Annotated in this window: 19 protein-coding genes; 9 read left to right on the top strand and 10 right to left on the bottom strand. The window is 72.6% G+C overall.

Features of this window, described 5'->3' with window-relative positions; genetic code table 11:
* Positions 1 to 1,629: an ABC transporter substrate-binding protein gene (locus U874_RS0110455; protein ID WP_051582880.1), complete on the bottom strand. Its 1,629-nt coding sequence runs from the start codon at positions 1,627 to 1,629 to the stop codon at positions 1 to 3.
* 304 nt (positions 1,630 to 1,933) lie between these two features.
* Between U874_RS0110455 and U874_RS0110450 the strand changes: the two genes are divergently transcribed.
* Complete coding sequence (locus U874_RS0110450) at positions 1,934 to 3,073, top strand: aminotransferase class I/II-fold pyridoxal phosphate-dependent enzyme (RefSeq protein WP_025134487.1); 1,140 nt, start codon at positions 1,934 to 1,936, stop codon at positions 3,071 to 3,073.
* Positions 3,074 to 3,118: 45 nt separating this feature from the next.
* Entirely contained in the window at positions 3,119 to 4,168 is a 1,050-nt protein-coding gene (locus tag U874_RS0110445) for a LysR family transcriptional regulator (protein WP_025134486.1), read from the top strand.
* On the opposite strand, the gene U874_RS0110440 is transcribed toward U874_RS0110445, so the two are convergent.
* On the bottom strand, positions 4,165 to 5,760 hold the full coding sequence (locus U874_RS0110440) for a PucR family transcriptional regulator (protein ID WP_025134485.1): 1,596 nt from the start codon (positions 5,758 to 5,760) through the stop codon (positions 4,165 to 4,167). The two genes, U874_RS0110445 and U874_RS0110440, sit on opposite strands and share 4 nt — an antisense overlap.
* Before the next feature lie 221 nt (positions 5,761 to 5,981).
* On the opposite strand from U874_RS0110440, the gene U874_RS0110435 reads away from it, so the two are divergent.
* The 5 genes from U874_RS0110435 to U874_RS0110415 all read left to right on the top strand — a co-directional run bounded on the left by U874_RS0110435 (position 5,982) and on the right by U874_RS0110415 (position 11,476).
* Positions 5,982 to 7,124, top strand: coding sequence for a CaiB/BaiF CoA-transferase family protein (locus U874_RS0110435; protein ID WP_255342052.1), 1,143 nt, complete (start codon positions 5,982 to 5,984; stop codon positions 7,122 to 7,124).
* A 60-nt stretch (positions 7,125 to 7,184) separates the two neighbouring features.
* On the top strand, positions 7,185 to 8,348 hold the full coding sequence (locus tag U874_RS0110430; protein WP_025134483.1) for an acyl-CoA dehydrogenase family protein: 1,164 nt from the start codon (positions 7,185 to 7,187) through the stop codon (positions 8,346 to 8,348).
* A gap of 307 nt (positions 8,349 to 8,655) precedes the next feature.
* Positions 8,656 to 9,048, top strand: coding sequence for a GntR family transcriptional regulator (locus U874_RS0110425; RefSeq protein WP_025134482.1), 393 nt, complete (start codon positions 8,656 to 8,658; stop codon positions 9,046 to 9,048).
* Positions 9,049 to 9,074: 26 nt separating this feature from the next.
* Complete coding sequence (locus tag U874_RS0110420) at positions 9,075 to 10,385, top strand: DUF1648 domain-containing protein (RefSeq protein ID WP_025134481.1); 1,311 nt, start codon at positions 9,075 to 9,077, stop codon at positions 10,383 to 10,385.
* Positions 10,382 to 11,476 carry a CPBP family intramembrane glutamic endopeptidase gene (locus U874_RS0110415; RefSeq protein WP_025134480.1) on the top strand — a complete coding sequence of 365 codons (1,095 nt, stop codon included), beginning with the start codon at positions 10,382 to 10,384 and terminating at the stop codon, positions 11,474 to 11,476. The genes U874_RS0110420 and U874_RS0110415 overlap by 4 nt, the downstream gene beginning before the upstream one ends.
* Here the strand turns inward: U874_RS0110415 and U874_RS0110410 are convergent.
* From U874_RS0110410 to mtnA, 6 genes are all read right to left on the bottom strand, one after another.
* Positions 11,460 to 11,942 carry a cupin domain-containing protein gene (locus U874_RS0110410; RefSeq protein WP_025134479.1) on the bottom strand — a complete coding sequence of 161 codons (483 nt, stop codon included), beginning with the start codon at positions 11,940 to 11,942 and terminating at the stop codon, positions 11,460 to 11,462. The two genes, U874_RS0110415 and U874_RS0110410, sit on opposite strands and share 17 nt — an antisense overlap.
* Positions 11,939 to 12,853: an ABC transporter permease gene (locus U874_RS0110405; RefSeq protein WP_025134478.1), complete on the bottom strand. Its 915-nt coding sequence runs from the start codon at positions 12,851 to 12,853 to the stop codon at positions 11,939 to 11,941. The genes U874_RS0110410 and U874_RS0110405 overlap by 4 nt, the downstream gene beginning before the upstream one ends.
* Entirely contained in the window at positions 12,850 to 13,989 is a 1,140-nt protein-coding gene (locus tag U874_RS0110400) for an ABC transporter permease (RefSeq protein WP_025134477.1), read from the bottom strand. Before U874_RS0110400 ends, U874_RS0110405 begins: the two co-directional genes overlap by 4 nt.
* Complete coding sequence (locus U874_RS0110395; RefSeq protein ID WP_025134476.1) at positions 13,986 to 15,572, bottom strand: ABC transporter ATP-binding protein; 1,587 nt, start codon at positions 15,570 to 15,572, stop codon at positions 13,986 to 13,988. The genes U874_RS0110400 and U874_RS0110395 overlap by 4 nt, the downstream gene beginning before the upstream one ends.
* Before the next feature lie 213 nt (positions 15,573 to 15,785).
* On the bottom strand, positions 15,786 to 16,841 hold the full coding sequence (locus U874_RS0110390; protein ID WP_025134475.1) for a BMP family ABC transporter substrate-binding protein: 1,056 nt from the start codon (positions 16,839 to 16,841) through the stop codon (positions 15,786 to 15,788).
* A 95-nt stretch (positions 16,842 to 16,936) separates the two neighbouring features.
* Complete coding sequence (mtnA, locus tag U874_RS0110385; protein WP_025134474.1) at positions 16,937 to 17,980, bottom strand: S-methyl-5-thioribose-1-phosphate isomerase; 1,044 nt, start codon at positions 17,978 to 17,980, stop codon at positions 16,937 to 16,939.
* A 306-nt stretch (positions 17,981 to 18,286) separates the two neighbouring features.
* Here mtnA and U874_RS0110380 point away from each other — a divergent pair, with 306 nt between their 5' ends.
* A complete protein-coding gene (locus U874_RS0110380) occupies positions 18,287 to 19,693 on the top strand; it encodes a PhoH family protein (protein WP_081809979.1) in 1,407 nt (468 codons plus the stop codon).
* 27 nt (positions 19,694 to 19,720) lie between these two features.
* Here the strand turns inward: U874_RS0110380 and U874_RS0110375 are convergent, their stop codons facing one another.
* Positions 19,721 to 20,425, bottom strand: coding sequence for a FadR/GntR family transcriptional regulator (locus tag U874_RS0110375; protein ID WP_198525841.1), 705 nt, complete (start codon positions 20,423 to 20,425; stop codon positions 19,721 to 19,723).
* A 161-nt stretch (positions 20,426 to 20,586) separates the two neighbouring features.
* Here U874_RS0110375 and U874_RS14360 point away from each other — a divergent pair, with 161 nt between their 5' ends.
* Positions 20,587 to 21,870 (top strand): MFS transporter, encoded by a 1,284-nt coding sequence (locus tag U874_RS14360; RefSeq protein WP_025134471.1) that lies wholly within the window; start codon positions 20,587 to 20,589, stop codon positions 21,868 to 21,870.
* Between the two features lie 58 nt (positions 21,871 to 21,928).
* Here U874_RS14360 and U874_RS0110365 read toward each other — a convergent pair whose 3' ends face one another.
* Positions 21,929 to 22,543: a tetratricopeptide repeat protein gene (locus tag U874_RS0110365; RefSeq protein WP_025134470.1), complete on the bottom strand. Its 615-nt coding sequence runs from the start codon at positions 22,541 to 22,543 to the stop codon at positions 21,929 to 21,931.
* Between the last annotated feature and the right edge of the window lie 131 nt (positions 22,544 to 22,674).

Here is a 22,674-nt window from a genome sequence, read left to right as displayed (position 1 = left end):
CTACTTCGCCTCAGCCGCGAAGAGCTGCGCGCCCCACGTCCCGGTGAAGGTGTACGGCCCGTAGTCGGTGACCCCGATCCCGTTCGAGAACGCGGTGACGGACTTGCCCCACCAGATCGGCGCGTTCACGACCTGCTCGGCGTTGAGCGTCTCGAGCTCGATGAGCTTCGCGGCGCGCTCCTTCGGATCCGTGAGGGCGTTCGCCTCGGCGATGAGCGCGGCGGCCTCCTCGCTCTCGAAGCCGTTGGGGTTGTCGGGGCCGAGCAGGTAGCCATTCACCTCGGCGGGGTCGCCGGTCGTCGAGAAGTACCACATGAAGCCGAGGCCGTGCTCGCCGTCGCCGATCGTGGCGAGCCACTCCTCGATGGGCACCTCGCGCACCGTGACCGTCACGCCGATCTTGCCGAGGTTCTCCGCGATGGCCTGCGCCGCGATGCCGAGCTGGGGCCCCGTGTTCGGGTAGGTGAGCTCGGTCTTCAGGCCGGCCGCGTCGGTTCCGTCGATGAGCTGCTTCGCCGCGTCGAGATCGAAGTCGTGCTGCGGGATCTTCGCGAGCTCGGCGCGCGCTGCGTCGCCGTCGAAGGCCTGCGCGAGCGACTCGGGCGTCATGATCGCGGTGGCGGCCTCGCCGTACCCGCGGAGCAGCTTCTCCGCGATCGCGCTGCGGTCCACGCTCAGGGCGATCGCCTCGCGCACCTGGGGGTCGTCGAAGGGGGCCACGCGCTCGTCGAAGAGCAGGCCGACGTAGGAGAGATCGTTCATCGACTCGACGCGCATGTCGCTGATCTTCTGCCACTCGGCGGCCTGGTTGATCGGCACGTTGAACGCGATGTCGATGTCGCCCTTCTGCGCGGCCGCGAGGCGCGTGTTCGCGTCGGGGATGAAGTTGACGCGGATGCTCTTCGCCTTCGGCACGCCGCCCCACCACGTGTCCACGCGCTCGAGCAGCACGTGCGAGTCGGGCTGGAACTCGGTGACCTGGTACGGGCCCGTCCCCATGAGGAGGGAGGCGCTCGTGCCGACCTTCCCCTCGTGCTCCTCCCAGAACTTCTGCTGCGTGACGACGAGCGCGCCGGAGTTCGAGAGGTTGACGAGGAACGTCGCATCGGGCGCCGCGCTCTTCACGGTGACCTCGCGCTCGCCCGTCTTCTCGACGGAGGCGAGGTTGTTCAGGTAGTACGAGATTCCGGGGGAGAGCTCGGGATCCTGGGCGCGCTGGAGGCTGAACACGACGTCCTCCGGCGTGACCGGATCACCGTTCTGGAACTTTGCGTCCGCCCGCAGGGTGAAAACGTACGTCGACTCGTCGGGGGTCTCCCACGCTTCGGCGAGCGCGGGGACGACGGCGCCGCTCGCGTCCTGCGAGACGAGGCCCTCCTGCACGGTGGCCGCGAGGTTGTAGTTCAGGATCCCGCTCTCCTGGCCGATGTAAAGGTTGGCCAGCGAACCCGGGAACGCGACGGTGACCTGATCGAGCTCGGCGCCGGTGTCGACCAGCTCGACGGGGGCCTGCTCGGCCGCCGGGCCGCCGCCCGCGCAGCCGACGAGCGCGAGGGTCGCGGCGAGGGCCGCCGCAGCGGCGAGGCGCACGCGGCCTGGGCGGCTCACGCGTGAGGGATGAGTGTGCATCTGTGTCGCTCCTTTGCGTACCCGGAGCCGGGAGGCTCCGCCCCCGCACGGTCGCGGTGGGTGCTGGATCGAGTGTACTGGCGGCGCGAGGCAGCCCCCGGCACGGACGGAACCGGTGCGGAAAGCGTAACCGAGGGCGCTGCGCCGTCGTGCGCCGCGCTGACTCGCGAGGTAACCTGCCGCGCCGCCCGGGCGACCCCAAGCAAAACGCAGAGCACCCCAGCCGAATCGAAGAGCTGGTGGCGGGGCCCCGGACCTAGCATGAAAGCGGGACAGGACACCGTTCGTTTGTGAAGGAGTACGCGTGCAGATCGCAGCTGGGAACGCCCCGCGGGCCCTCGGCCGGCCGCTCGCCGAGATGGAGCGCGGCTGCGCCCCCGCGGTGACGCGCGCCCTCACCGAGGCCGTCGGGCAGGACGCGCTGCGCTACCTCGCGCAGGAGGACGTCGCCCGGCTCCAGGGCGCGGTGGCCGAGTGGCTGCGCGAGCGCTACGGCTGGGAGCCCGATGCCGAGTCGATCCGGCCGGTCTCGGATCTCGTCGCGGGGTTCCGCGCCGTGCTCACGCACCTGATCCCGGACGGCCAGCCAATCATCGTGCCGACGCCGGGGTACATGCCCTTCCTCTCCGTGCCCCAGCAGATCGGCCACCCCGTCATCGAGGTGCCTATGCTCCGCTCCGCGGCCGGCTGGCGCTACGACCTCCCGGGGCTGCGCGCGGCGTTCGAGGCGGGTGCCCGCCTCATCGTGCTGTGCAACCCGCACAACCCCATCGGCAAGGTCGCCACCGAGGAGGAGCTCGCGGCGATCGAGGAGCTCGTCGCGGAGTTCGACGGGATCGTCTTCGCTGACGAGATCCACGCGCCGCTCGTGCTCGGGGCCGGTGAGCACATCGTGTACGCCGCCCGCTCCGAGCGCGCCGCGGCGCACACGATCACGGCGACCTCGGCGTCGAAGGCGTTCAACATCCCCGGCGCGAAGTGCGGGCAGCTTATCTTCACGAACCCGCGGCAGCTCGTCGAGTGGCAGCGCGTGGGCCACTGGCACGAGCACCAGACCGCGGTGCTCGGCGTCGTCGCGACGACTGCCGCCTACACCGCGGGGCGCGAGTGGCTGCGCGACACCGTCGTCGGGCTCGGGGAGACGGTCGACGCGGCCATCGCGCTCCTCCGGGACACGGCCGAGGAGACGGGGATCCGGGTGATCGCCCCCGATGCGACCTACCTGCTCTGGCTCGACCTCACCGGAACGGAGCTGCTCCGCGAGGGGCGCACCGCGGCGGAGGCCGTGCGGGAGGCCGCTCAGATCGTGGTGACCGACGGCTCGTCCTGCGGCGCGGTGGGGGTGGGGAGCGTGCGCTTCAATGCCGCGCTCGCGCACGCGGATACGATGGAGGCGGTGCAGCGACTCGTCGACGCGGCCACCGCCGCGAAGCGCGCGGCGTAGCCCCGGGCTGCGGGACGCACCGGCACCCGGCGCGAAGGAGGGGACATGGCTGACGGGATCGATCCCCGCGCACTGATGTCGTTCCGGGCGGTCGCGGAGCACGGCTCGTTCGCCGCTGCCGCGCGCGAGCTCGGGTGGACGCAGCCGGCGCTCAGCAGCCAGGTGCGCCGCCTGGAGGAGGGCCTCGGGGTCACCCTCGTGACGCGCACCGTGAAGGGCGTGCAGCTCACCGAGGCCGGGCGGCGGCTCCTGCACCACGCGGAGATCATCGACGGCCACCTCGAGCGCGCCGCCCGCGAGGTCGCTGGCCTCGTCGACGAGGGCCAGCGCACCGTCCGCGTCGTCGCGTTCCCGTCCGCGTGTACGAGCATCGTGGCGCCGGCCATGTCGGAGCTCCTCGCCCGCGGCAGCGCGAACGCCTCGGGCGGCGCGAACTCCGCCCCGGGCGCCGCGAACTCCGCCCCGGGCATCGCGATCGAGCTGGAGCAGCAGGAGCCGTTCGCGGTGCCCGAGATGCTCCGCCGCGGCACGGCCGACGTGGCGCTCGTGTTCCGCTACGAGGGGGAGGCCTCGCCCGACTTCGGCGAGGCGGTCACCGAGATCCCGATCGGCTGGGATCCCCTGCAGCTCATCGTGTCGCAGCGGCGCGGTTCGGGCGGGGCGAAGCGGCGGGCGCTCGCCGAGCACGGGCGCGACCGCTGGGTGACCGGCTGCCCGGCCTGCCGGCAGCACTTCCTGCGAATCGCGGAGCGCGAGGGCTTCGTGCCGGACATCCGGCACGCCACCGACGACTACATGGTGGTCCAGGAGCTCGTCGCCCGCGACATGAGCGTCTCCGTGGTGCCCCGGCTGAGCCTGCTGAGCTACCGCCATCCCGGCGTGCGCGCCTTCGGGATCGGCGAGGGCGACGGGCGGCAGCTGCTGATCCTCCACGCGAAGGGCGAGGCGCGGCAGGAGGTGCACGACGTCGTCGCGGCGCTCGAACGGGCCGCCGCGCGCGTGCTCGATCCCGTCGAGCTGGGCGAGCGCCCCGGCCGCACGCGCACCGTGCCCGGGCCGACGGACTCGCGCACCGTGACGGACGCGGCCGACTAGCGCGCAGCGCCCCCGGTCAGATCCTCCACGCGGAGGGCGAGCCAGAGCTCGGCGCGATCGTCGGCGTCCGCGAGCGTGCGCTCGGTGAGCCGCTCGATGCGGGTGATCCGATCGCGGAGCGTGTTCCGGTGGATGCCGAGCGCCGTCGCGGCGGGGCCGCGCTGGCCGTCGGCGGCGTAGACGGCGCGCAGGGTGGCCCGGAGCAGCTCCGCGTCCTCCGCCGGAAGCGCGTCGGAGCTGCGGGACAGCGGGCCGAGCACCCGCGCGCTGAGGGGCGCGGTCTCCCGGGGCGCGATCGCGCCGCCCGCTTCGGCGATCCCGGAAGCGCCGGATCCGCCCGGCTCGCCCGAACCGCCCGTCCCGCCCGATCCGCCAGTCCCGCGCTCGTCGGCGAGGGCCACGAGCGCCTCCAGGAACGGGGTGTCGCGATCGGCCCAGACGACGGCGGGCACGCGGGGCGCGGCGTAGAGCGGCGCGGTCGCGGAGAGCGCGTTCAGCCGCGCGTTCGCCGAGCGCAGGCTGAGCTCCGCGGCCTCGGGCGTCGCGGGGCGGCCGAGCACGGCGTCGAGACCGTGCTCCGCCGCGACCGCGAGGAGATGCTCGGTGGCCTCCGGAGTGTCCGCGCAGAGCTGCCAGGCGAGGGCGAGGCCCGGGGCCTGCGCGGGGATCCCGCCCGGCGTGATGCACCGATCGAGCCCGCTCCGGGGACGCCTGCGCCAGTCGGAGACGTCCTCGGGAGAGCCCTGCACGGCAACCGCGCGCACGCGCTCTGGGAGCCGCACGCGCGTGGAGAGCACCTCGATCGTCTCCGGCGGCACCGTGCCCGTGAGCAGCGCCCAGGTGAAGCGCTCCCAGCGCTCGCGCTCGCGGTTCTCCTCCGCGTCCGCCCCGCGCAGTCCGAGCCAGAGCACGATCGAACCGGCCGCGATCACGGCGTGCCCCTCGGGGGTGAGCGGCGCTGCGCCGGCCACGGCCAGGCGCAGCGAGCCCTCCCGATCGAGCCGGATCGTCTCGGGATCGAAGCCGGGCGCGCTCGCCGCAGCCGCGAAGCCGGCCGTGCTCGCCAGCACGGCGCCGTCCGACGTGAGGAGGGCCAGGTGTTTGCCGGTCGCCTGCGCGATGCTCGCGAGGACCTCGGCGGGATCCTGCTTGCCGCGGGCGCCGTCGAGGAGGCGCTGCTGGGCCTGGAGCGCGCTCCGCGCGGCGCGGAGCTCGTCCGCACGCACGAGACCGGCGACCGCCTTGCTGATCGCGATGAAGGGGGTGGGGAGCGGGACCTCGACGAGCGCGACCCGGTACATACTCGCCGCCTGCACGAGCGCGGGCGGGATCCGGTCGTGGTTGACGCCGACGCCGAAGCCGATCGCGGCCACGCGGGCGCGGCTGAGGCTCGCCACGAAGTCGCGCCAGCGCGGGTCGTCGGCCCCGAGCGAGAGCCCCGTCGTGAGGATGATCTCACCGCCGTCGAGGTACGCGCCGAGGTCGAGGAGCTCCGTCGTCGAGATCCAGGAGATCTCCGGGTCGCCCGGGCCCGATTGCACGAGCGTGAGCCCCAGCTGGGGGAGTGCGAGCAGATCGGAGAGCGAGGCCATGCTGAGATTCTTGCACAGGAGCGATTCCCTCGGGTATGCAATTGCGCAGTGGGGAGGCTGCGAATCCGCCGTACACTGGCGGCAGGAGCAGGGCGGCGCAGCGGCCGCCGCGACGATACGAACGGACGGGGAATCACGTGAACGACCAGACGGAGCAGAGCGCCGCCGGTGCGGCCGGTGCCGCCAGCGCGGCCGCCGCGAACGCAGGGGCGCTCGCGGGCATCCGGGTCGCCGACTTCTCCCGCGTGCTCGCCGGTCCTCACGCCACGATGATCCTCGCGGACCTCGGCGCCGACGTGATCAAGATCGAGAGCCCCGAGGGCGACGGCACTCGGCAGTGGAACCCGCCCACCAACGCCGTGGGGCAGAGCACGTACTTCGCCGGTGTGAACCGCGGGAAGCGCTCGGTCGTGTGCGACCTCCGCGATCCTCAGGGGCTCGCGCGCGCCCGCGAGCTCGCCCGCACCGCCGACGTCGTGATCGAGAACTTCAAGCCGGGCACGATGGCCAAGTTCGGTCTCGGCTACGACGCCGTTGCGGCGGAGAACCCGGGCGTCGTCTACTGCTCGATCTCCGGCTTCGGTGACACCGCCGGGCGCGACCTCCCCGGGTACGACCTCCTCGTGCAGGCCGTCGGCGGGCTCATGAGCATCACCGGCCAGGAGGACGGCGAAGCCACAAAGGTGGGCGTCGCACTCGTCGACATCCTCACGGGACTCAACTCCGTGATCGGGATCCAGGCGGCGCTGCGCGCCCGCGACACCGCCGACTCACCGACCGCGGGGCGCGGCCAGCACGTGAAGGTCACCCTGCTCGGCTCGCTCCTCTCGGCACTCGCGAACCAGGCCTCGTCGACGCTCGAGACGGGCGTCTCGCCCGGGCGCATGGGGAATGCGCACCCCTCGATCTCTCCCTACGAGACCCTCGACGCAGCCGATCAGGCCATCGCGCTCGCCGTCGGCACCGACGGACAGTTCGCCCGGCTCTGCGAGGTGCTCGGGGTGCCCGAGCTCGCCGCCGACGAGCGCTTCGCGAACAACCCGCAGCGCGTCGCGCACCGCGTGGAACTGCGTGCCGCGCTCGAGGCGCCGCTGCGCACCCGCCCCGCCGAGGAGTGGATCGCCGAGTTCACGCGCGCGAACATCCCCGCCGGCCGCGTGAACACGATCGCCCAGGCTCTCGAGCTCGCCGAGGAGCTCGATCTCGCCCCCGTGGCGCAGACCCCGGCTCTCGCGGCCGATGGCACCGAGCACCTGCTCCGCTCCGTGGCGCTGCCGATCTCGCTCTCCGAGACCCCGGCGCGCTACTCCGCGCCGCCGCCCGGCGTGGGCGAGCACCAGGACGCCGACTGGCGCGACGCCTGAGCCGCCCCGCAGCGTTCTCCCGCACGACAACGATTTCCGAGATCCCGACAAAGGAGCATCATGACCACGACGATTGACCAGCTGTTCAACGTGTCCGACTTCGTGACGGAGGAGGAGCGCGAGTGGCAGATGCGCGCGCGCGAGTTCGCGCAGACCCGCATCAAGCCCGTCATCGACCAGGCGTTCGAGGACCGTCGCCTGCCCGTCGAGCTGCTCCCCGAGGTGGGCGAGTTCGGCGCCTTCGGCATGTACATGCACGGCTACGGCCTGAAGGGCGCCTCCTCGGTCGCCTACGGCCTCGTCGCGATGGAGTTCGAGGCGGTCGACTCCGGCTTCCGCACCGCGCTCTCCGTGCAGGGCTCGCTCGCGATGGGCGCGATCTACAAGTTCGGCTCGGAGGAGCAGAAGCAGCAGTGGCTCCCCGCGATGGGCCGCGGCGAGGCCGTCGGCTTCTTCGGGCTCACGGAGCCCCAGGGCGGCTCCGACCCCAACACGATGCTCACCACGGCGCGGCGCGAGGGCGACGAGTGGGTGCTGAACGGCAAGAAGCGCTGGATCGGCCTCGCCACGATCGCCAAGGTAGGCGTCATCTGGGCGAAGGACGAGGAGGGCGTCGTGCGCGGCTTCGTCGTGCCGACCGACACCCCCGGCTTCCAGGCCACCGCGATCGAGAACAAGCTCTCCATGCGCGCATCGCTGCAGACCGAGATCGTGCTCGAGGACGTCCGCCTTCCCGCGGACGCGATCCTTCCCGAGGCGAAGGGTCTCTCGGCGCCGTTCAAGTGCCTGAACGAGGCGCGCTACGGCATCGCCTGGGGCGTCATGGGCGCCGCGCGCTCGTGCCTCGAGGTCGCCGTCGAGCGCTCGCAGACCCGCGAGGTGTTCGGTGCCCCCATCGGCTCGAAGCAGATCATCCAGGCGCAGCTCGCCGACATGTTCGTCGAGTACGAGAAGGGGCTCCTCCTCGCGCTGCACCTCGGCCGCCTGAAGGACGCGGGCAACCTCTCCTACGGGCAGATCTCCGTGGGCAAGCTCAACAACGTGCGCGAGGCCATCAAGATCGCCGGCAACTGCCGCTCGATCCTCGGTGGCGACGGCATCACGAGCGACTTCCCCGTGATGCGCCACATGGCGAACCTGGAGTCGGTGCGCACCTACGAGGGCACCGACGAGGTGCACCAGCTCGTGATCGGTCGCGAGCTCACGGGCATCGCGGCCTTCTAGCCCGCCCGCCGGCGCGCTGATCCACGGCCTCGGGATCCGCAGCCCCGGGAGACACAGCTCTGGGATCCACAGCCCCGGAACCTACAGCCCCGGAATCTGCAGCCCCGGAATCTACAGCCCCGGGAACCGCAGGGAGACCTGCGGTTCCCGGGGCTCGCGCGTCTCCCCGCCCCGGCCGGTGTTCCCGGCCCCGCCAGTCCCGCCGGCCCCGCCAGTCCCGCCAGCCCAACCAGCCCCGCCACCCGGAATTAGTTCGCCTCCGGGTAGAACAATCGGAGTAGACTCGGGGTGGTAGAAGGAGGCCGCCATGCTGGTACGGATCACCGAGTCGAGCGAGCACCCGCTCTACGCTCAGATTGCGGCGTCGGTGCGTGAGGACATCGCGGCCGGGCGCCTCGCTCCGGGCGCCGCGCTGCCGCCCGCGCGCGAGCTCGCTGCGGGCCTTGAGATCAACGTGCACACGGTGCTGCGCGCCTATCAGATGCTCCGCGACGAGGGGCTCATCGACCTGAAGCGCCGCCGCGGCGCGGTGATCACGCCGGCCGCGGGGGCCATGGCCGAGCTGCGCGGTGAGGTGGCCGCGCTCGTGCAGCGCGCCGTGGATCTCGGGGTTTCGGGTGCGGCCCTCGCCGCGCTCGTCGCGAGCGCGGTCCCCGCCGCCCTCAGCCCGGACCCGGACTCCGCCGGGGCCGCGGCATGATCGGGGACGACCAGAGCAGGGCCGACATGACCGGGAACGGCATGAGCGCAGCCGGCATGAGCAGGGCCGACAAGAGCCGGGCCGACAAGAGCCGGGCCGACAAGACCGGTGCGGCAACCGGCGGCGCACGTAGCGCGCACCCCCGCGCCGTGCCTTCCGCCCGCCCCGTGCCTTCCGCCCGCGCCGTGCCCTCCGCCCGATCCGTCGAGTCCGGCCCGGATCCGAGCCACGAGTTCGCGCGCGCCCGCCGCGCGGCGCGCTGGGTGGGGCTCGTGGCCCCGCTCGCGTTCACCGCGGTCGGGGCGGGCCTCACCGCGATCTGGCTGCCCCGGATGCCCGACCCCGCGGCCACGCACTGGTCCGGGACGGGCGGACCTGACGGCTTCGGGCCGCCCTGGACGTTCGTCGCGCTGTCGCTCGCGACGGGCCTTGGCTTCACCGCCCTCTTCTGGGCCGTTCTCGCAGCGTCGTCGCGCGGCCGGGGCGGCGCGCTGCCGAGCTGGTCAGCGCATCACCGGCTGCTCGCGGCCGCGAGCGCGGGGCTCGTCGCGATGCTGCAGCTCAGCGCCGTCGGCAGCGCCGCGGTGCAGCTCGACCTGCCGGATGCCGCGCAGGCCCCGGGCATCGGTGGGCTGCTCCTCGCAGGCCTCGCGCTCCTCCTCGGTGTCGGTGCCGGCGCCTGGGCCGTGCAGCCCGACGTGCGCGTCGGGCCCGCGGACGCGCGACCGGGCACCGGGCTCGACCTAGCGGTCGGGGAGCGTGCCGTGTGGATTCGCACGGTGCGCGCCTCTGTGAGCTTCTCCGCGATCGTCCTGTCCGCGACGGCTCTGGCCGCGGGGAGCGGGATCTGGCTGCTCGCGGCAGGCGAGGCCACGGGCTGGATCCCGCTCGGCGTGGGCGTCCTCCTCGTCGCCCTCTTCGCGACGATGGCGGCGTTCCGCGTGCGCATCGACGCCGGCGGGCTGGCGGTGCGCTCGGCGCTCGGCTGGCCCGCGTTCCGCACACCGCTCGCGGACATCGCGGAGGCGAGCTCCGGCCCGATCCACCCGCTCGCCGACTTCGGAGGCTGGGGGATCCGCTGGGCTCCCGGCCGCACCGGCGTGGTGCTCCGCGCGGGCGACGGCATCATCGTCACCCGTCACGACGGCACCCTCTTCGCGGTGACGGTGGACGACGCCTCGACGGGCGCGGCACTCCTCACCGGCTTCGCCGACCGCGCGGCTCCGGCGGCACGCCCAGCGGCCCCAGCGGCCCCAGCCGCCCCAGCCCCAGCAAGCCCAGCAAGCCCAGCCCCAGCAGCCCCAGAAAAGCCAGCCACCCCAGGAGGAACTGCATGAGCGTTCAGCCCGATCCCGCCCAGCCCGATTCCGTGCAGCCCAATTCCGTGCAGCCCGATCCCGCGCAGCTGGCACAGCTCACCCCACTCACCCAGCCAGCCCAGCCCGCCCCGCTCGCGCGCGTCCCGTGGCTGGCCGTCGCGGTGTTTGTGGTGCTCGCCTGCGGGCTCGCCTGGCTCGTGGCACTGCCGCTGTGGTTGCGCGGCACGGAATCGCCGGAGTTTGTCACGCTCCTTGGGCTGATCGCGCCGGCCATGATGTTCACCCCGGCGGTCGCGGTGCTCGCGGTCGTCTTCCTCTGCCGGGTGCCCGCGGGGGAGCGACTGCGCTTCCTCGGGATGTGGCCGCTCCGCCCCGCGAAGCGGGTGGTGTGGTTCACGGTGGCGGCGATGTTCGCCCCCACGCTGCTCGTCGCGGCGAGCATCGGCGTCGCCGCGCTGCTCGGGTGGACGGAACTCGACCTGGTGGGCTTCTCCGGCTTCGCCGCGGCGATCGAGGCCACCCTCCCCGCGGACCTCGACGTGCCGCTCCCGCCGGTGCAGCTGCTCGTCGTCGCGCAGCTCCTGGCGCTGCCGCTCGGCGTCCTCATCAACTCCGTGAGCGCGTTCGGCGAGGAGATCGGCTGGCGCGGCTGGTTGCTCCCCGCACTGCGACCGCTCGGCACGTGGCCCGCGCTCCTCGCCTCGGGCGTCATCTGGGGCCTGTGGCACTCGCCACTCATCCTGCTCGGCTACAACTTCGGCCTCACCGACTGGCGCGGTGTCGCGCTCATGGTGGTCGGATGCGTCGCCTGGGGCGTGCTGCTCGGCTGGTCGCGGCTGCGCTCGGGATCCGTGTGGCCCGCCGTGATCGGTCACGCCTCACTCAACGCCTCGGCGGGCCTCCTCGGCCTGGTGATCGCGGCGGGCGTCGACGTCGATCCCGCGCTCGTGCTCCCGCTCGGGGCCAGCGGCTGGATCGTGATCGCCGTCGCGGTCGCAGCGCTCGCCGTGCTGGGGCAGTTCTCGCCCGCGCGTCAGCCGGATCTGGCCCCGCGCCGCGTGCGCCCCGGGACATTCCCGCAGCCCGGCTCGGCTAGTCCAGTCGCGTGAGCTCGGCGATCCGCTCGGCGACCGCGGGGTAGCGCTCCTGCAGCGCCGCCCGCTCGCCGAGCGCGAAGCCGTTCCACTCGAAGGGCGGGGCCATCGTCGTCCCGATGAGCGTCCACTCGCCGGCGGACGAGGATCCCTGCATCACCCCGGCCGGAACCGCGAGCTGGGGGAGCTGCCCAGGGAACTCGGCGGAGTCCGGATCCGGTCCGAGGAAGCGCTCCTCGGCGCGCCCATCGGGGTGCAGCAGCAGCATGCGGAGCGGGGCGCCCGCGTACCAGTGGTAGACCTCGACCGAGGCGAGCGAGTGCAGCGCCGAGAAATCGGGATCCGCGAGCAGGTACGTGATCGCGCTCGAGTGCTCGTCGAGGTGCATCTGCCGGAACAGCCCGCCCTCGTGCTCGAGCGGTTCGAGCTCAAGCCGCTCGACCCAGCGCGCGGCTGCCGCGGGGAGGTTCCCCCCGGTCACGCGACGGCCGCCTCACGGGTCTTGCGGAAGCGCTTGCTCATGAGGATCAGCGCGAGGAGCGTGAGGACGTAGGGGCCCGCGTCCGTCAGCTGCTGCGGCAGGCCAAAGGACTGCAGGCGGAAGCCGAGGGCATCGGCGAAACCGAAGAGCAGGGCGGCGCCGAGCACGCCCACGGGGTGCGCCCGGGCGAGCATCACGGCGACGACGGCGATCCAGCCGCGGCCGGCCGACATGTTCTCCGTGAACTGCACGACGTTGCCGAGCGCGAGCTGTGCGCCGCCGAGGCCGGCGAGCGCGCCCGAGGCGATCACCGCGCCGAGCTGGTAGCGCTGGGGGTTGACACCCATGGTCGCGGCCGCGAGCGGGCGCTCGCCGACGCCGCGCATGCGCAGGCCGAGCGGGGTGCGGAAGAGCATGATCCAGAGCGCGGGCACGAGGAGCAGCGCGAGGTAGCCGAGCGGGGTGAGGGCGAAGAGCGCGCCGATCCAGGGGATGTCCGCGAGGACCGGGATGCGCCACACGGGGATGCCGTCGATCCCCGGATCCTGGAACACGCCCTGCACGTTGAAGATCGCGACGATCAGGAAGCTCGTCATGCCGACCGCGAGGATGTTCATCGCGATCGCGAGCACGATCGGGTCGCCCTTGCGGTAGACCGCGCCGTAGCCGAGGATGAGCGAGAAGAGCGCGCCCGAGACCATCGCGACGATCACGCCGACGATCCAGTTGTGCGTGAAGAACGACCCGGCGACGCCGGCGAACGCGCCCACGAGGAGCATGCCCTCGAGGCCGATGTTGAAGATGCCGACGCGCTCCGCGAGCATGCCGCCGAGTGCGGCGAGCAGGACCGGGATGAGAGCGCGCAGCACGGAGGAGATCAGGTCCTCGGTGAACAGGTCGAGGAAGTTCATCGCTCGTCCTCCTTCGCTGCGGGGCTGGTGGCTGTTCGCTTGCGGAACTTGGGGAGCGCGACGCGGAACGCCAGCAGGATGATGACGAGCGCCTGGATCACGGCGGCGATCTGCGGGGAGAGGCCGAGCTCGCGGCCCATCGCGTCCGAGCCGACCATGATCGCGGCGAAGAAGAGCCCGGCAATCACGATGCCGACGGGGCGGTAGAGCGCGAGCAGGGTGACGAGCAGTGCGGTCCACGCGAAGTTGGTCTGCACGAAGTAGCCCTCGATGAGGCGGGTGCTCGGGGCGCCGATGATCAGCATCAGGCCGAAGAGGCCGGCGAGGCCGCCCGAGATCGCCATGGTGCGGGTGACGAGGGGGCCGGGCTGCACGCCGCTGTAGCGCACGAACTCAGCGTTCTGCCCGGCGAGGCCGGACTCGAAGCCGTAGCGGGTGCGGCGGTTCACGAAGATCGCGCCGAGCACGACCACGATGAGCACGACGATCGACCAGTTCACGCCCGTGAGGATCGCGGTCACCGGGTTCGTGGGGCCGAGCGTGTTCCGCAGGGTCTCCGCGAATGCCGAGTCCCGCGGGACGAGCATCGACAGCTGCACCTCGGGGCGCACCTGCTCGCTCGCGACGAGGTCGGACGTCGGCTCGTCGAGCCGGTACCGGATGAGCCACGAGGAGAAGTAGCGCGCGGGGTAGTTGAGGAGCAGCGTGGAGAGCAGGATCGGCACGCCGAGCAGGTTCTGCAGCAGCGCCGTGATGAGGCCCCATGCGGCGCCCGTGGCGATCGCCGCGAGGAACGCGAGGGGGACGATCAGCGCTGCGGGGCCGGGCACGTAGATCGCGACGATGCCGCCCGCGAGGGCGCCGAGGCCGGCCTGGCCCTCGGTGCCGAGGTTCAGCACGCCGGCGCGGAAGGCCACCGCGATCGCGATGCCGATGCCGATGATCGGCACGGCGCGCTGGAGCGTGTTCGCGAGGCCGGCGCCGCTCCCGAAGGACCCGTTCACCATGGCGATGTAGCCGCTCACGGGGTCGACCCCCGCGATCAGCATGAAGCACGCGCCGATCAGCAGTGCGAGCACCACCGAGACGGGGATCGGGCTGGCGAGCCAGCGCCCGAAGCTCTGCAGGGCCTTCACAGTGCGGTCTCCTTCTGCGGGGCGGCAGCGGAAGCCGCCTGGGTCGTGAGCGGGGCGCTGGGTCGGTGCTGCGCCTCCGGAGCATGGCCGGCCATGTACAGGCCCAGGAGGGCCTCGGTCGCCTCGGCCTTGGGAACCTCGGCGACGATGCGCCCCTCGAACATCACGAGGATGCGCGAGGAGAGCGACAGGATCTCGCTGAGCTCGGCCGAGATCAGGAGGAGCGCGCCCCCGCCGTCCCGGTACTCGCAGAGCTCGCGGTGGATCGACTCGATCGCGCCGATGTCGACGCCGCGGGTCGGCTGCTCGGCGATGAGCACCGGGGAGCGGTAGTCGAGCTCGCGCGCGACGACGATCTTCTGCAGGTTGCCACCCGAGAGGGTGCCGACCGGGGTCGTGGGGCCGGCGATCTTCACGCCGAAGCGCGCGATGAGCCGCTTCGCGTGCTCGACCATCGCGCCGCGCGAGAGCAGGCCGCGCTGCAGGATCGGGGAGGTGCGGTGATGGCCGAGCGAGAGGTTGTCGATCGCGCTCGCCGAGCCGGCGCTGCCGACCGCGTGGCGGTCCTCGGGGACGTAGGCGACGCCGCCGGCGCGGCGCTGCGCGATCGAGGAGCGGCTGAGATCCGCGCCTGAGACGTGTACCTCGCCCGCGCTCGCGCGCCGCATGCCGATGATCGCCTCGGCGAGCTCGACCTGGCCGTTGCCCGCGACGCCCGCGATGCCGACCACCTCGCCCTCGCGGACGGACAGGCTGGCCGTGTCGACGGCCGGGCGGCCGCCGGAGCCGGGCACCGTGAGGCCGCGCACGTCGAGCACGGTCGCGCCGGGCTCCTGCGCGGGCGGCGGGGTCGTGAGGTCAACGTCTCGGCCCGTCATGTGGCGGGTGATCTCGGCGGGGGAGCTCTCCGCGGTGACGAGTTCGGCGACGTTGCGGCCGTCGCGCAGCACGGTCACCCGATCCGAGATCGCCATGACCTCGTTCAGCTTGTGGGTGATGAGGATGATGGTGCGGCCGTCGGCCTTGAGCGCGCGCAGCACGTCGAAGAGGCGCTCGGTCTCCTGCGGGGTGAGCACGGCGGTGGGCTCGTCGAGGATGAGGACCTTGGCCTCGCGGTAGAGGGCCTTCACGATCTCGACGCGCTGCAGCACGCCGACCGGAACGGAGTCCACGCGGGCGGTCGGGTCGAGCTGGAGCCCGTACTTGTCGGCGATCTCGGCGACGCGGCGGTTCGCCGCCTGGCGGTCGATGAGGCCGCGCTTCGTCGGCTCGCTGCGGAACACGACGTTCTCCGCGATCGTGAGCGACGGGAAGAGCTTGAACGACTGGAAGACCATGCCGATGCCGGCATCGATCGCGTCGAGGGGGGACGAGAAGCTCATGCGCTCCCCGCGGATGTAGATTTCGCCCTCGTCGGGCTGCATGACGCCGGCGAGCATCGACATGAGGATCGACTTGCCCGCGCCGTTCTCGCCCATCAGCGCGTGGATCTCGCCCGGGGCGACCTCCAGGTCGACGTTGTCGTCGGCGAGCACGCCGGGGAAGCGCTTCGTGATGCCGCGCATGGAAACCTCAGCGGTCATCATGGCTCCTTCGTTCGGGCGTGGTGGTGGTGCGTGGTGGTGGTGCGTGGTGGTGGGGGTGCTGATGCGTGGTGTTGGTGGCACCTCGGTGGTGCGTGGCGGTGATGCGAGCGCGGGGTGTCTCCCCGTGCAGAATCATCTCCCGCGTGCGCCGAAGCAGTCGTGGCCGGGAAGCACCGCGCGAGCGGAACCTCCCGGCCACGAGTTTACGACCTAGGCCAGCGGATCGGTGACCGTGATCTTGCCGGCGACGATGTCGTCGCGGACCTGGGTGACCTGCTTCAGCACGTCGGGGTTCTCCATGACGGTGCACTGCGAGTCGGCTGCGCCCTCGGTGAGGCTGACGATCGTCATGCCCTCCTCCTTGAGGCCGAACGAGGTGGTGGCCTCGGCCGAGCTCTTGCCGTCCATGATCTCGCCGACGACGGTCTCGACGACGTTGTTCACGGCCTTGATGGTGCCGTCGACGACCGAGCCCGGCGCCATGCCGCACTGGTTCGCGTCAACGCCGTAGGCCGAGAAGCCCTTGGCCGCAGCCGCCTCCATGATGCCGCCGTTCGAGGCCGCGCCCACGGCGAACATCTGGTCGACGCCGGTGCCGGCGTAGGCAAGCGCCTGCTCCTTGGCGCGAGCGGTGTCGGCGAAGGGGTTGTCGCCGCCGATGACCTGCGGGGCCACGGTCTCGACGTCCTTGTTGACGCTCTTCGCGCCCTCGGCAAAGCCCTCGGAGTACTTCTTGAGGAGGGGGTTGTCGACCGAGATGACGGAGCCGACCTTGTTCGCCTCGGTGAGGAGGCCCGCCTCGACGCCGAGGAGGTAGGAGGGCTCCTGCTCGCGGAAGGTCGCCTGGTAGAGGTTCTCCGGCGCCCCGTCGACTGCGGTGTCGATGAGGAGGAACTTCTGCTGCGGGTTCTGCTCGGCGAGCTCCTTGGCGATGTCGCCGAACTGGAAGCCGAGCATCACGACGACCTCGGGGGCCTTCGCGATTGCCGCCTCGAGGTTGGTGCGGCGCTGCGCCTCGTCCTTCGACTCGTACGTGGTCGCCGAGCCCTCGAAGGTCTCCGCGACGGCGTCGATGCCGACCTTGCCGGACTTGAGGAACTCGTTCTGGCCGATCGGGTCGCTCGTGATGTAGATGAAGCTCGGGCCCTCGGCGCTCGAGCCGCCGTCGGCCGAGCCGCCGTTGCCCGCGCAGGACGTGAGGAGCAGAGCGGCGGTGGCCGCACCCGCGACGAGAGCCGCACGTGCGCGGCGCTTGGTGAAGAACATTGGTGTTCCTTTCGGAGGTGGTGGAGGGGAAAAACTGCGGGACGCGTCCCCGCCCGGCGCGCGGCCGGGAGCGGGAACAGGGAAGTGGATCTAGCCTAGGAGCGGAGCGCCTCGAGGGGAACGGTTGCGAGCGTTTCTCCCGATCCGGGGCGGATCACGCGGCGCTCGGTGACGATCGCCGTGATCAGCTCGTGCGGGGTCACGTCGAACGCGGGGTTGACCGCGTCGATGCCCTCGGGCGCGGTGCGGGTGCCGCCGAAGCCGGCCACCTCGTCGACGCCGCGATCCTCGATCTCGATGTCGGCGCCGCTCGCCGTCTGCATGTCGACAGTCGACTCGGGGGCCACCACGATGAAGGGCACGCCCGCGTGCTTCGCCGCGAGGGCGAGCGAGAAGGAACCGATCTTGTTCGCCGAGTCGCCGTTGGCCGCGATGCGGTCCGCGCCGATGAAGACGGCGTCGGCGATCCCGCGCGAGAGCAGGAAGGGGCCGGCCGAGTCGATGAGGAGCCGGAAGGGAGCGCCCATGCGCTGCAGTTCCCAGGCCGTGAGGCGCGCGCCCTGGAGGAGCGGCCGCGTCTCGAGCGGCAGCGCCTCGGCGAGGGATCCCTGCTCGAGGAGCGTCTGGATCACGCCGAGCGCCGTGCCGCGCTCGACGGTCGCGAGGCCGCCCGTGTTGCAGATGGTCATGACGCGGACGGGATCCTTGCCCGTGAGCTCGCGCGTGAGGTCGGCGCCGCGGAGGCCCATCGAGATGCAGGCGGCGATGTCCTCGTCGCGGATCGCGAGCGCCTCCTCGAGGATCGCGGCGGCGCCCTCGTCGAGGCGGGTGAGCGCGCGGTCCACGCCCCAGGAGAGGTTCACCGCGGTGGGGCGCGCCTCGCGCAGGAGACGTGCTTGTCGGACAACCTCGTCGCGGTCGAGCTCGGCGTCGCCGCCCGCCTCCTGCACCGACGCGGCGATGAGCGCGACGCCCATCGCGCCGGCCACGCCGAGGGCCGGGGCCCCGCGCACTGCGAGGCGCTGGATGTCCGTGATCAGCTCGCTCAGCTCCGTGACGCGGCGCTGCTCGAGCCGGTGGGGCAGGAGCGTCTGGTCCACGAGTTCGATAGCTCCGTCGATCCAATCGATCGTGCGCAAATGAGGCTCCTTCGAGGCGCGACCGAGGGATGCGTGCCGTCCCCCGTGTGTGGTATCGCACAGACAGAATACCCGAATCTTGTCAGACCTCATCGGTTCCCCGACGATCCTGCACGTCACGCGCCCGCCATGCAACGTTCATGCGGCGATGCGCGTGTCCCCGCGCGGACGGCCGCGCAGCAGGCGTACCGTGTGTGCCATCGGGCAGGGTGCCCGATCGAGGCGGCCAGCCACCTCGATGGGAGTGATGGTCGTCTCGCTGATCCGGGGCCTGCGCCTCGGGGCAGAGGAGCCATCGTGGCCGAGATGAATCACCCCGCAATTCACCCCGCAGCACCGAGCGACACACCCTCCACGCGCACCGCGACCCCGGCGGATCCGGCGCTCGCGCTCCCGCCCGAACAGGAGCGCATCGCCGGCAGCGACACGGGCCAGCGCACCTACGTGCTCGACACCTCGGTGCTGCTGAGCGACCCCCGCGCGCTGTTCCGCTTCGCCGAGCACGCCGTGGTCCTCCCGGTGGTCGTGCTGATGGAGCTCGAGCACAAACGCCACGATCCGGAGCTCGGCTACTTCGCCCGCCGCGCGCTCCGCTTCCTCGACGAGCTGCGGGCCGCGCACCTGCGGCTCGACTTCCCCGTACCGGTCGGCGATGCGGGCGGCACGCTCCGCGTCGAGCTGAACCACACGAGCGTCGAGGCGCTCCCCTCGGGGATGCGGCTCGGGAACAACGACAGCCGGATCCTCGCGGTCGCGCAGAACCTCGCGGGCGACGGCTGCGACGTGACGGTCGTGTCGAAGGATCTCCCGATGCGCCTCAAGGCGGCCGCGCTGGGGCTCGGCGCCGAGGAATACCGCGCCGAGCTCGCCGCGGACGACACCTACTCCGGCACCGCGACGCTCTCGATCGACGAGTCGGAGATGGCCGCGCTGTGGGAGACCGAGCGGCTCGACGGCGTCGACGCGGCCGAGGAGCTGCCGCTCGGCACGGGCGTGGTGCTCCACTCGCCGCGCGGCTCGGCGCTCGGGCGCATCGACGGCCCCGGCGGGCTGCACCTCGTGCGCGGCGACCGCGAGGTGTTCGGCGTGACGGGGCGGAGCGCCGAGCAGCGGCTCGCGATCGACCTCCTCCTCGATCCGAAGGTCGGGATCGTCTCCCTCGGCGGCAGCGCCGGGACCGGCAAGTCGGCCCTCGCGCTCGCGGCGGGGCTCGAGGCGGTGCTCGAGCGCCGGCAGCACCGGAAGGTGATGGTGTTCCGCCCGCTGTACGCCGTGGGCGGCCAGGAGCTCGGCTACCTGCCGGGCGACCACCAGGAGAAGATGGGCCCGTGGGCGCAGGCCGTGTTCGACACGCTCGGCTCGATCGTCTCGGAGAACGTGCTCGAGGAGGTGATGGCGCGCGGCCTCATCGAGGTGCTGCCGCTCACGCACATCCGCGGCCGCTCCCTCCACGACGCGTTCGTGATCGTCGACGAGGCCCAGTCGCTCGAGCGCGGAGTGCTCCTCACCATGCTGAGCCGGATCGGGCAGAACTCGCGTGTGGTGCTCACGCACGATGTGGCCCAGCGTGACAACCTGCGGGTGGGGCGCTACGACGGGATCGCCGCGGTGATCGAGAAGCTGAAGGGGCACGCGCTGTTCGGCCACGTCACCCTCACCCGCTCGGAGCGCAGCGAGATCGCCGCCCTCGTCACGGAACTGCTGGGCGACTAGGGGCGGATGCCCGGGCCGGGCCCGGGCTCACTCCGCCGTGTGGGGCGCCGAGCTCTCGGCGTCCCACACGGCGGTTGCGGCGAGATTCTCCTCGGCGCTCGCCGCCGCAGCATCGGGGTCGCGGCGCGCGATCGCCGCGAGCACGTCGTCGTGGCCGCGCGGCTCGTCCCGGCAGAACCCCTCGCGCTGCTGCGCCGAGCGCATGGACTCGTGCAGGCGGGGGAGGAGCGCGGTGTAGACCTCGAAGAGGATCGGGTTGTGCGCAGCGCGGGCGATCGCCTCGTGGACGGCGACGTCGCTCTCCACCCACTCCGCGTCGCTCGCCGCGGCCCGCGCCGCGAGCGCTCCGGCGATGCGATCCGTGTCCTCGGGTGTGGCCCGCTCGGCCGCGAGCCGCGCGAGCTGGGGTTCGAGTGCGCGTCGCGCCTCGAGCACGTCGCGCAGACTCGCCCCCGAGCGCGCGAGGGCGCCGGGCACCTCACTCCGGGCGCGCACGAAGGTGCCGTCGCCGCGCCGGATCTCGAGCATGCCCGAGTACTGGAGGGCGCGCAGCGCCTCGCGGAGGGTGCCGCGGGCGACGCCGAGGGAGGCCATGAGCTCGGGCTCCGGCGGGATGCGCTGACCGACCGGCCACCGCCCCTCGCTGATCTCCGTGCGCAGGCGCTCCACGACCTGGTCGCTCAGCGAGGTGCGCTGCACGGGATCGAGGCTGGGTACCGCTTCTGGACTCACATGTGTCATGATAGTCCCCGACAAATGGTTAGACGTTGGATGTTTGGAACTTTATGACCGCCGCAGCCCCCTCCCGGTCCGCAGCCGGGGCCTCAACCTCAGCCGTGCCCGCCGGAGCTTCAGCCGTGCCCGCCGGAGCTTCAGCCGCAGCTTCAGCCGCCGTGCGCCGTGCGCCCCGTGCGCCCCGCGGCGCCGTCCTCATGCTCATCGCCCTGCTGCTCGTCGCGGTGAACCTTCGCCTCGCGATCACGAGCGCGAGCGCCCTCCTGACCGCGCTCACCGACGCCGGGGCGCTCACCCCGGCGACCGTTGTGCTGATCCCCGCGATCCCCACCGCCGTGTTCGCCGTCGCCGGGCTCGGCACGGCGCGGCTCGCCGCGCGCTTCGGCGTCGAGCGGATCGTGCTCGTGGGCCTCATCGGGCTCACGGCCGGGCTGCTCCTGCGCGGCATCCCGAGCCCCTGGATCGTCGTCGCGGGGACCGTCGTCGGCACGGGCGGCCTCGCGATGGTGAACATCCTGCTCCCCGCGGTGGTGCGCGGGCACTTCGCGGGCCGCATCGGCCCCGTGACGACCGCGTACACGACGCTCATGTCGCTCGGAGCGGCGCTCGCGGCGGCGCTCGCCGTCCCGATCGCCGGCTGGCTCGGCGATCCCGCGCTCGGCCTCGCTGCCTGGGCGGTGCCCGCGCTCCTCGCTCTCGTCGTGTGGCTGCTCGCGATCCGCGGGATCCCGTCTGCCGCGGCGCCCGCATCGGCGGCTCCAGTTCCGGCCGCGCCGGTAGATCCCGCCGCGTCGGCGGCTCCTGCTCCGGCCGCCTCAGCCGCCTCAGCCGCGTCGGCGGCTCCTGCCGCGGCTCCCGCCCGTTCCCGGCTGCCGCACGGCACGTGGTTCCTCGCGGGCTACTTCGCGCTGCAGGCGTTGCTGAGCTACGTGGTGATGGGCTGGCTGCCGTCGATTGCGCAGGACGCGGGGCTCCCGGCCTCGCGGGCGGGCATGCTGCTCGGCATCTCGATGGCGGTCGGCGTGGTGGGCACGGTGCTCGTCATGGCGCTCGGGCGCACCCCGGCGGGAATGCGGATCGGCTTCGGTGTCGTGGCGCTCGCCAACCTGGTCGCGCTCGCGGGGCTGCTCGTGGCGCCCGCCGCGCTGCCGGAGGTGTGGGCGGCGCTCTTCGGGCTCGGCATGTGCGCGTTCCCGCTCGTCCTCGCACTCATCGCGGGCTTCGGGCGCGACGCCCAGGAGTCCGCGCGGGTCTCCGGCATCGTGCAGTCGGTCGGCTACTCGGTCGCGACGCTCGGCCCGCTCGGTGCCGGCGCGGCCCGCCAGCTGCTCGGCGACTGGAACGCGGTGATCATCGCGCTCGCCGTCTGCACGGTCGCGCAGTTCGCGATCGGCGTGCTCGTCACCCGCGTGGTCGAGCGCCGTCGCGCGGCCGAGCGGTAGTTCGGGGCGAGCCGCCGTCTTGCCCGGCCCCTGCTCAGTCGCCTGCTCGGCCGTCTGCTCAGCCGTCGTGCGCGGCCGCCCGCTCCCGGAGTTCGGCGGCGTAGCCGCGCAGCGAGCGCTGGTAGCGGGGGAGGTGCGGGATGAGGGCGTCCAGCGCCACGGCGAGCGCTTCGTCGCTGCGCCCGGCAGAGTGCAGTGCGAGCGCGAGGAACGCGTCGGCCGCGGCACCGTGTGCGGGGTCGCGGGGCCCGTTCTCGAGCTCGGCGACGGCTTCCGCGGTGCGGCCCAGGTTGCGCAGCGTCGAGCCGTACTGCACGGTCAGCTCGGCGCGCGCCGGGCCCGAGAGGCCGAGCGCGATCGCGCGCTCGTAGAGCAAGCCTGCGCGGGCCTCGTCGCCGGCGGAGTCGTGCGCGCCGCCCAGCTCGAACGGGCCGCGGGGATCGTCGTCGGGCAATTCGGCGGCGAGTTCCGCGATCCGCGCGATCACGTCCTCTGACGCGAGCGTCGCGTCCTCCCAGACCGCGTCGACGCGCGCCTGCCAGGCATCCGGCTGCCCGCTGCTCGCCGCAGCGCCGGACGCCGTAGTTCCGGGCTCCGCAGCGCCGGGCTCCGCAGCGCCGGGCTCCGCAGCGCCAGGCTCCGCAGTGCCGCGCTCCGCATCGTGTTGGTTCATGCCGTCAGCCTAGCCGCGCTCCCGGTCCGCGCCGCGGGTATCGGACCCGGGAACCCGGACGGAGCTTCCGGATCCCCGACGGAGCTTCTGGATCCCGGACGCAGATTCCGGCGGAGAAATCAGAAACGTCG

Origin of the sequence: Leucobacter sp. PH1c, assembly GCF_000633415.1 — a bacterium.
Taxonomy (GTDB): domain Bacteria; phylum Actinomycetota; class Actinomycetes; order Actinomycetales; family Microbacteriaceae; genus Leucobacter.
Note: the sequence above shows the minus strand (reverse complement) of the source record. Positions and strands in the feature narration are given on the sequence as shown.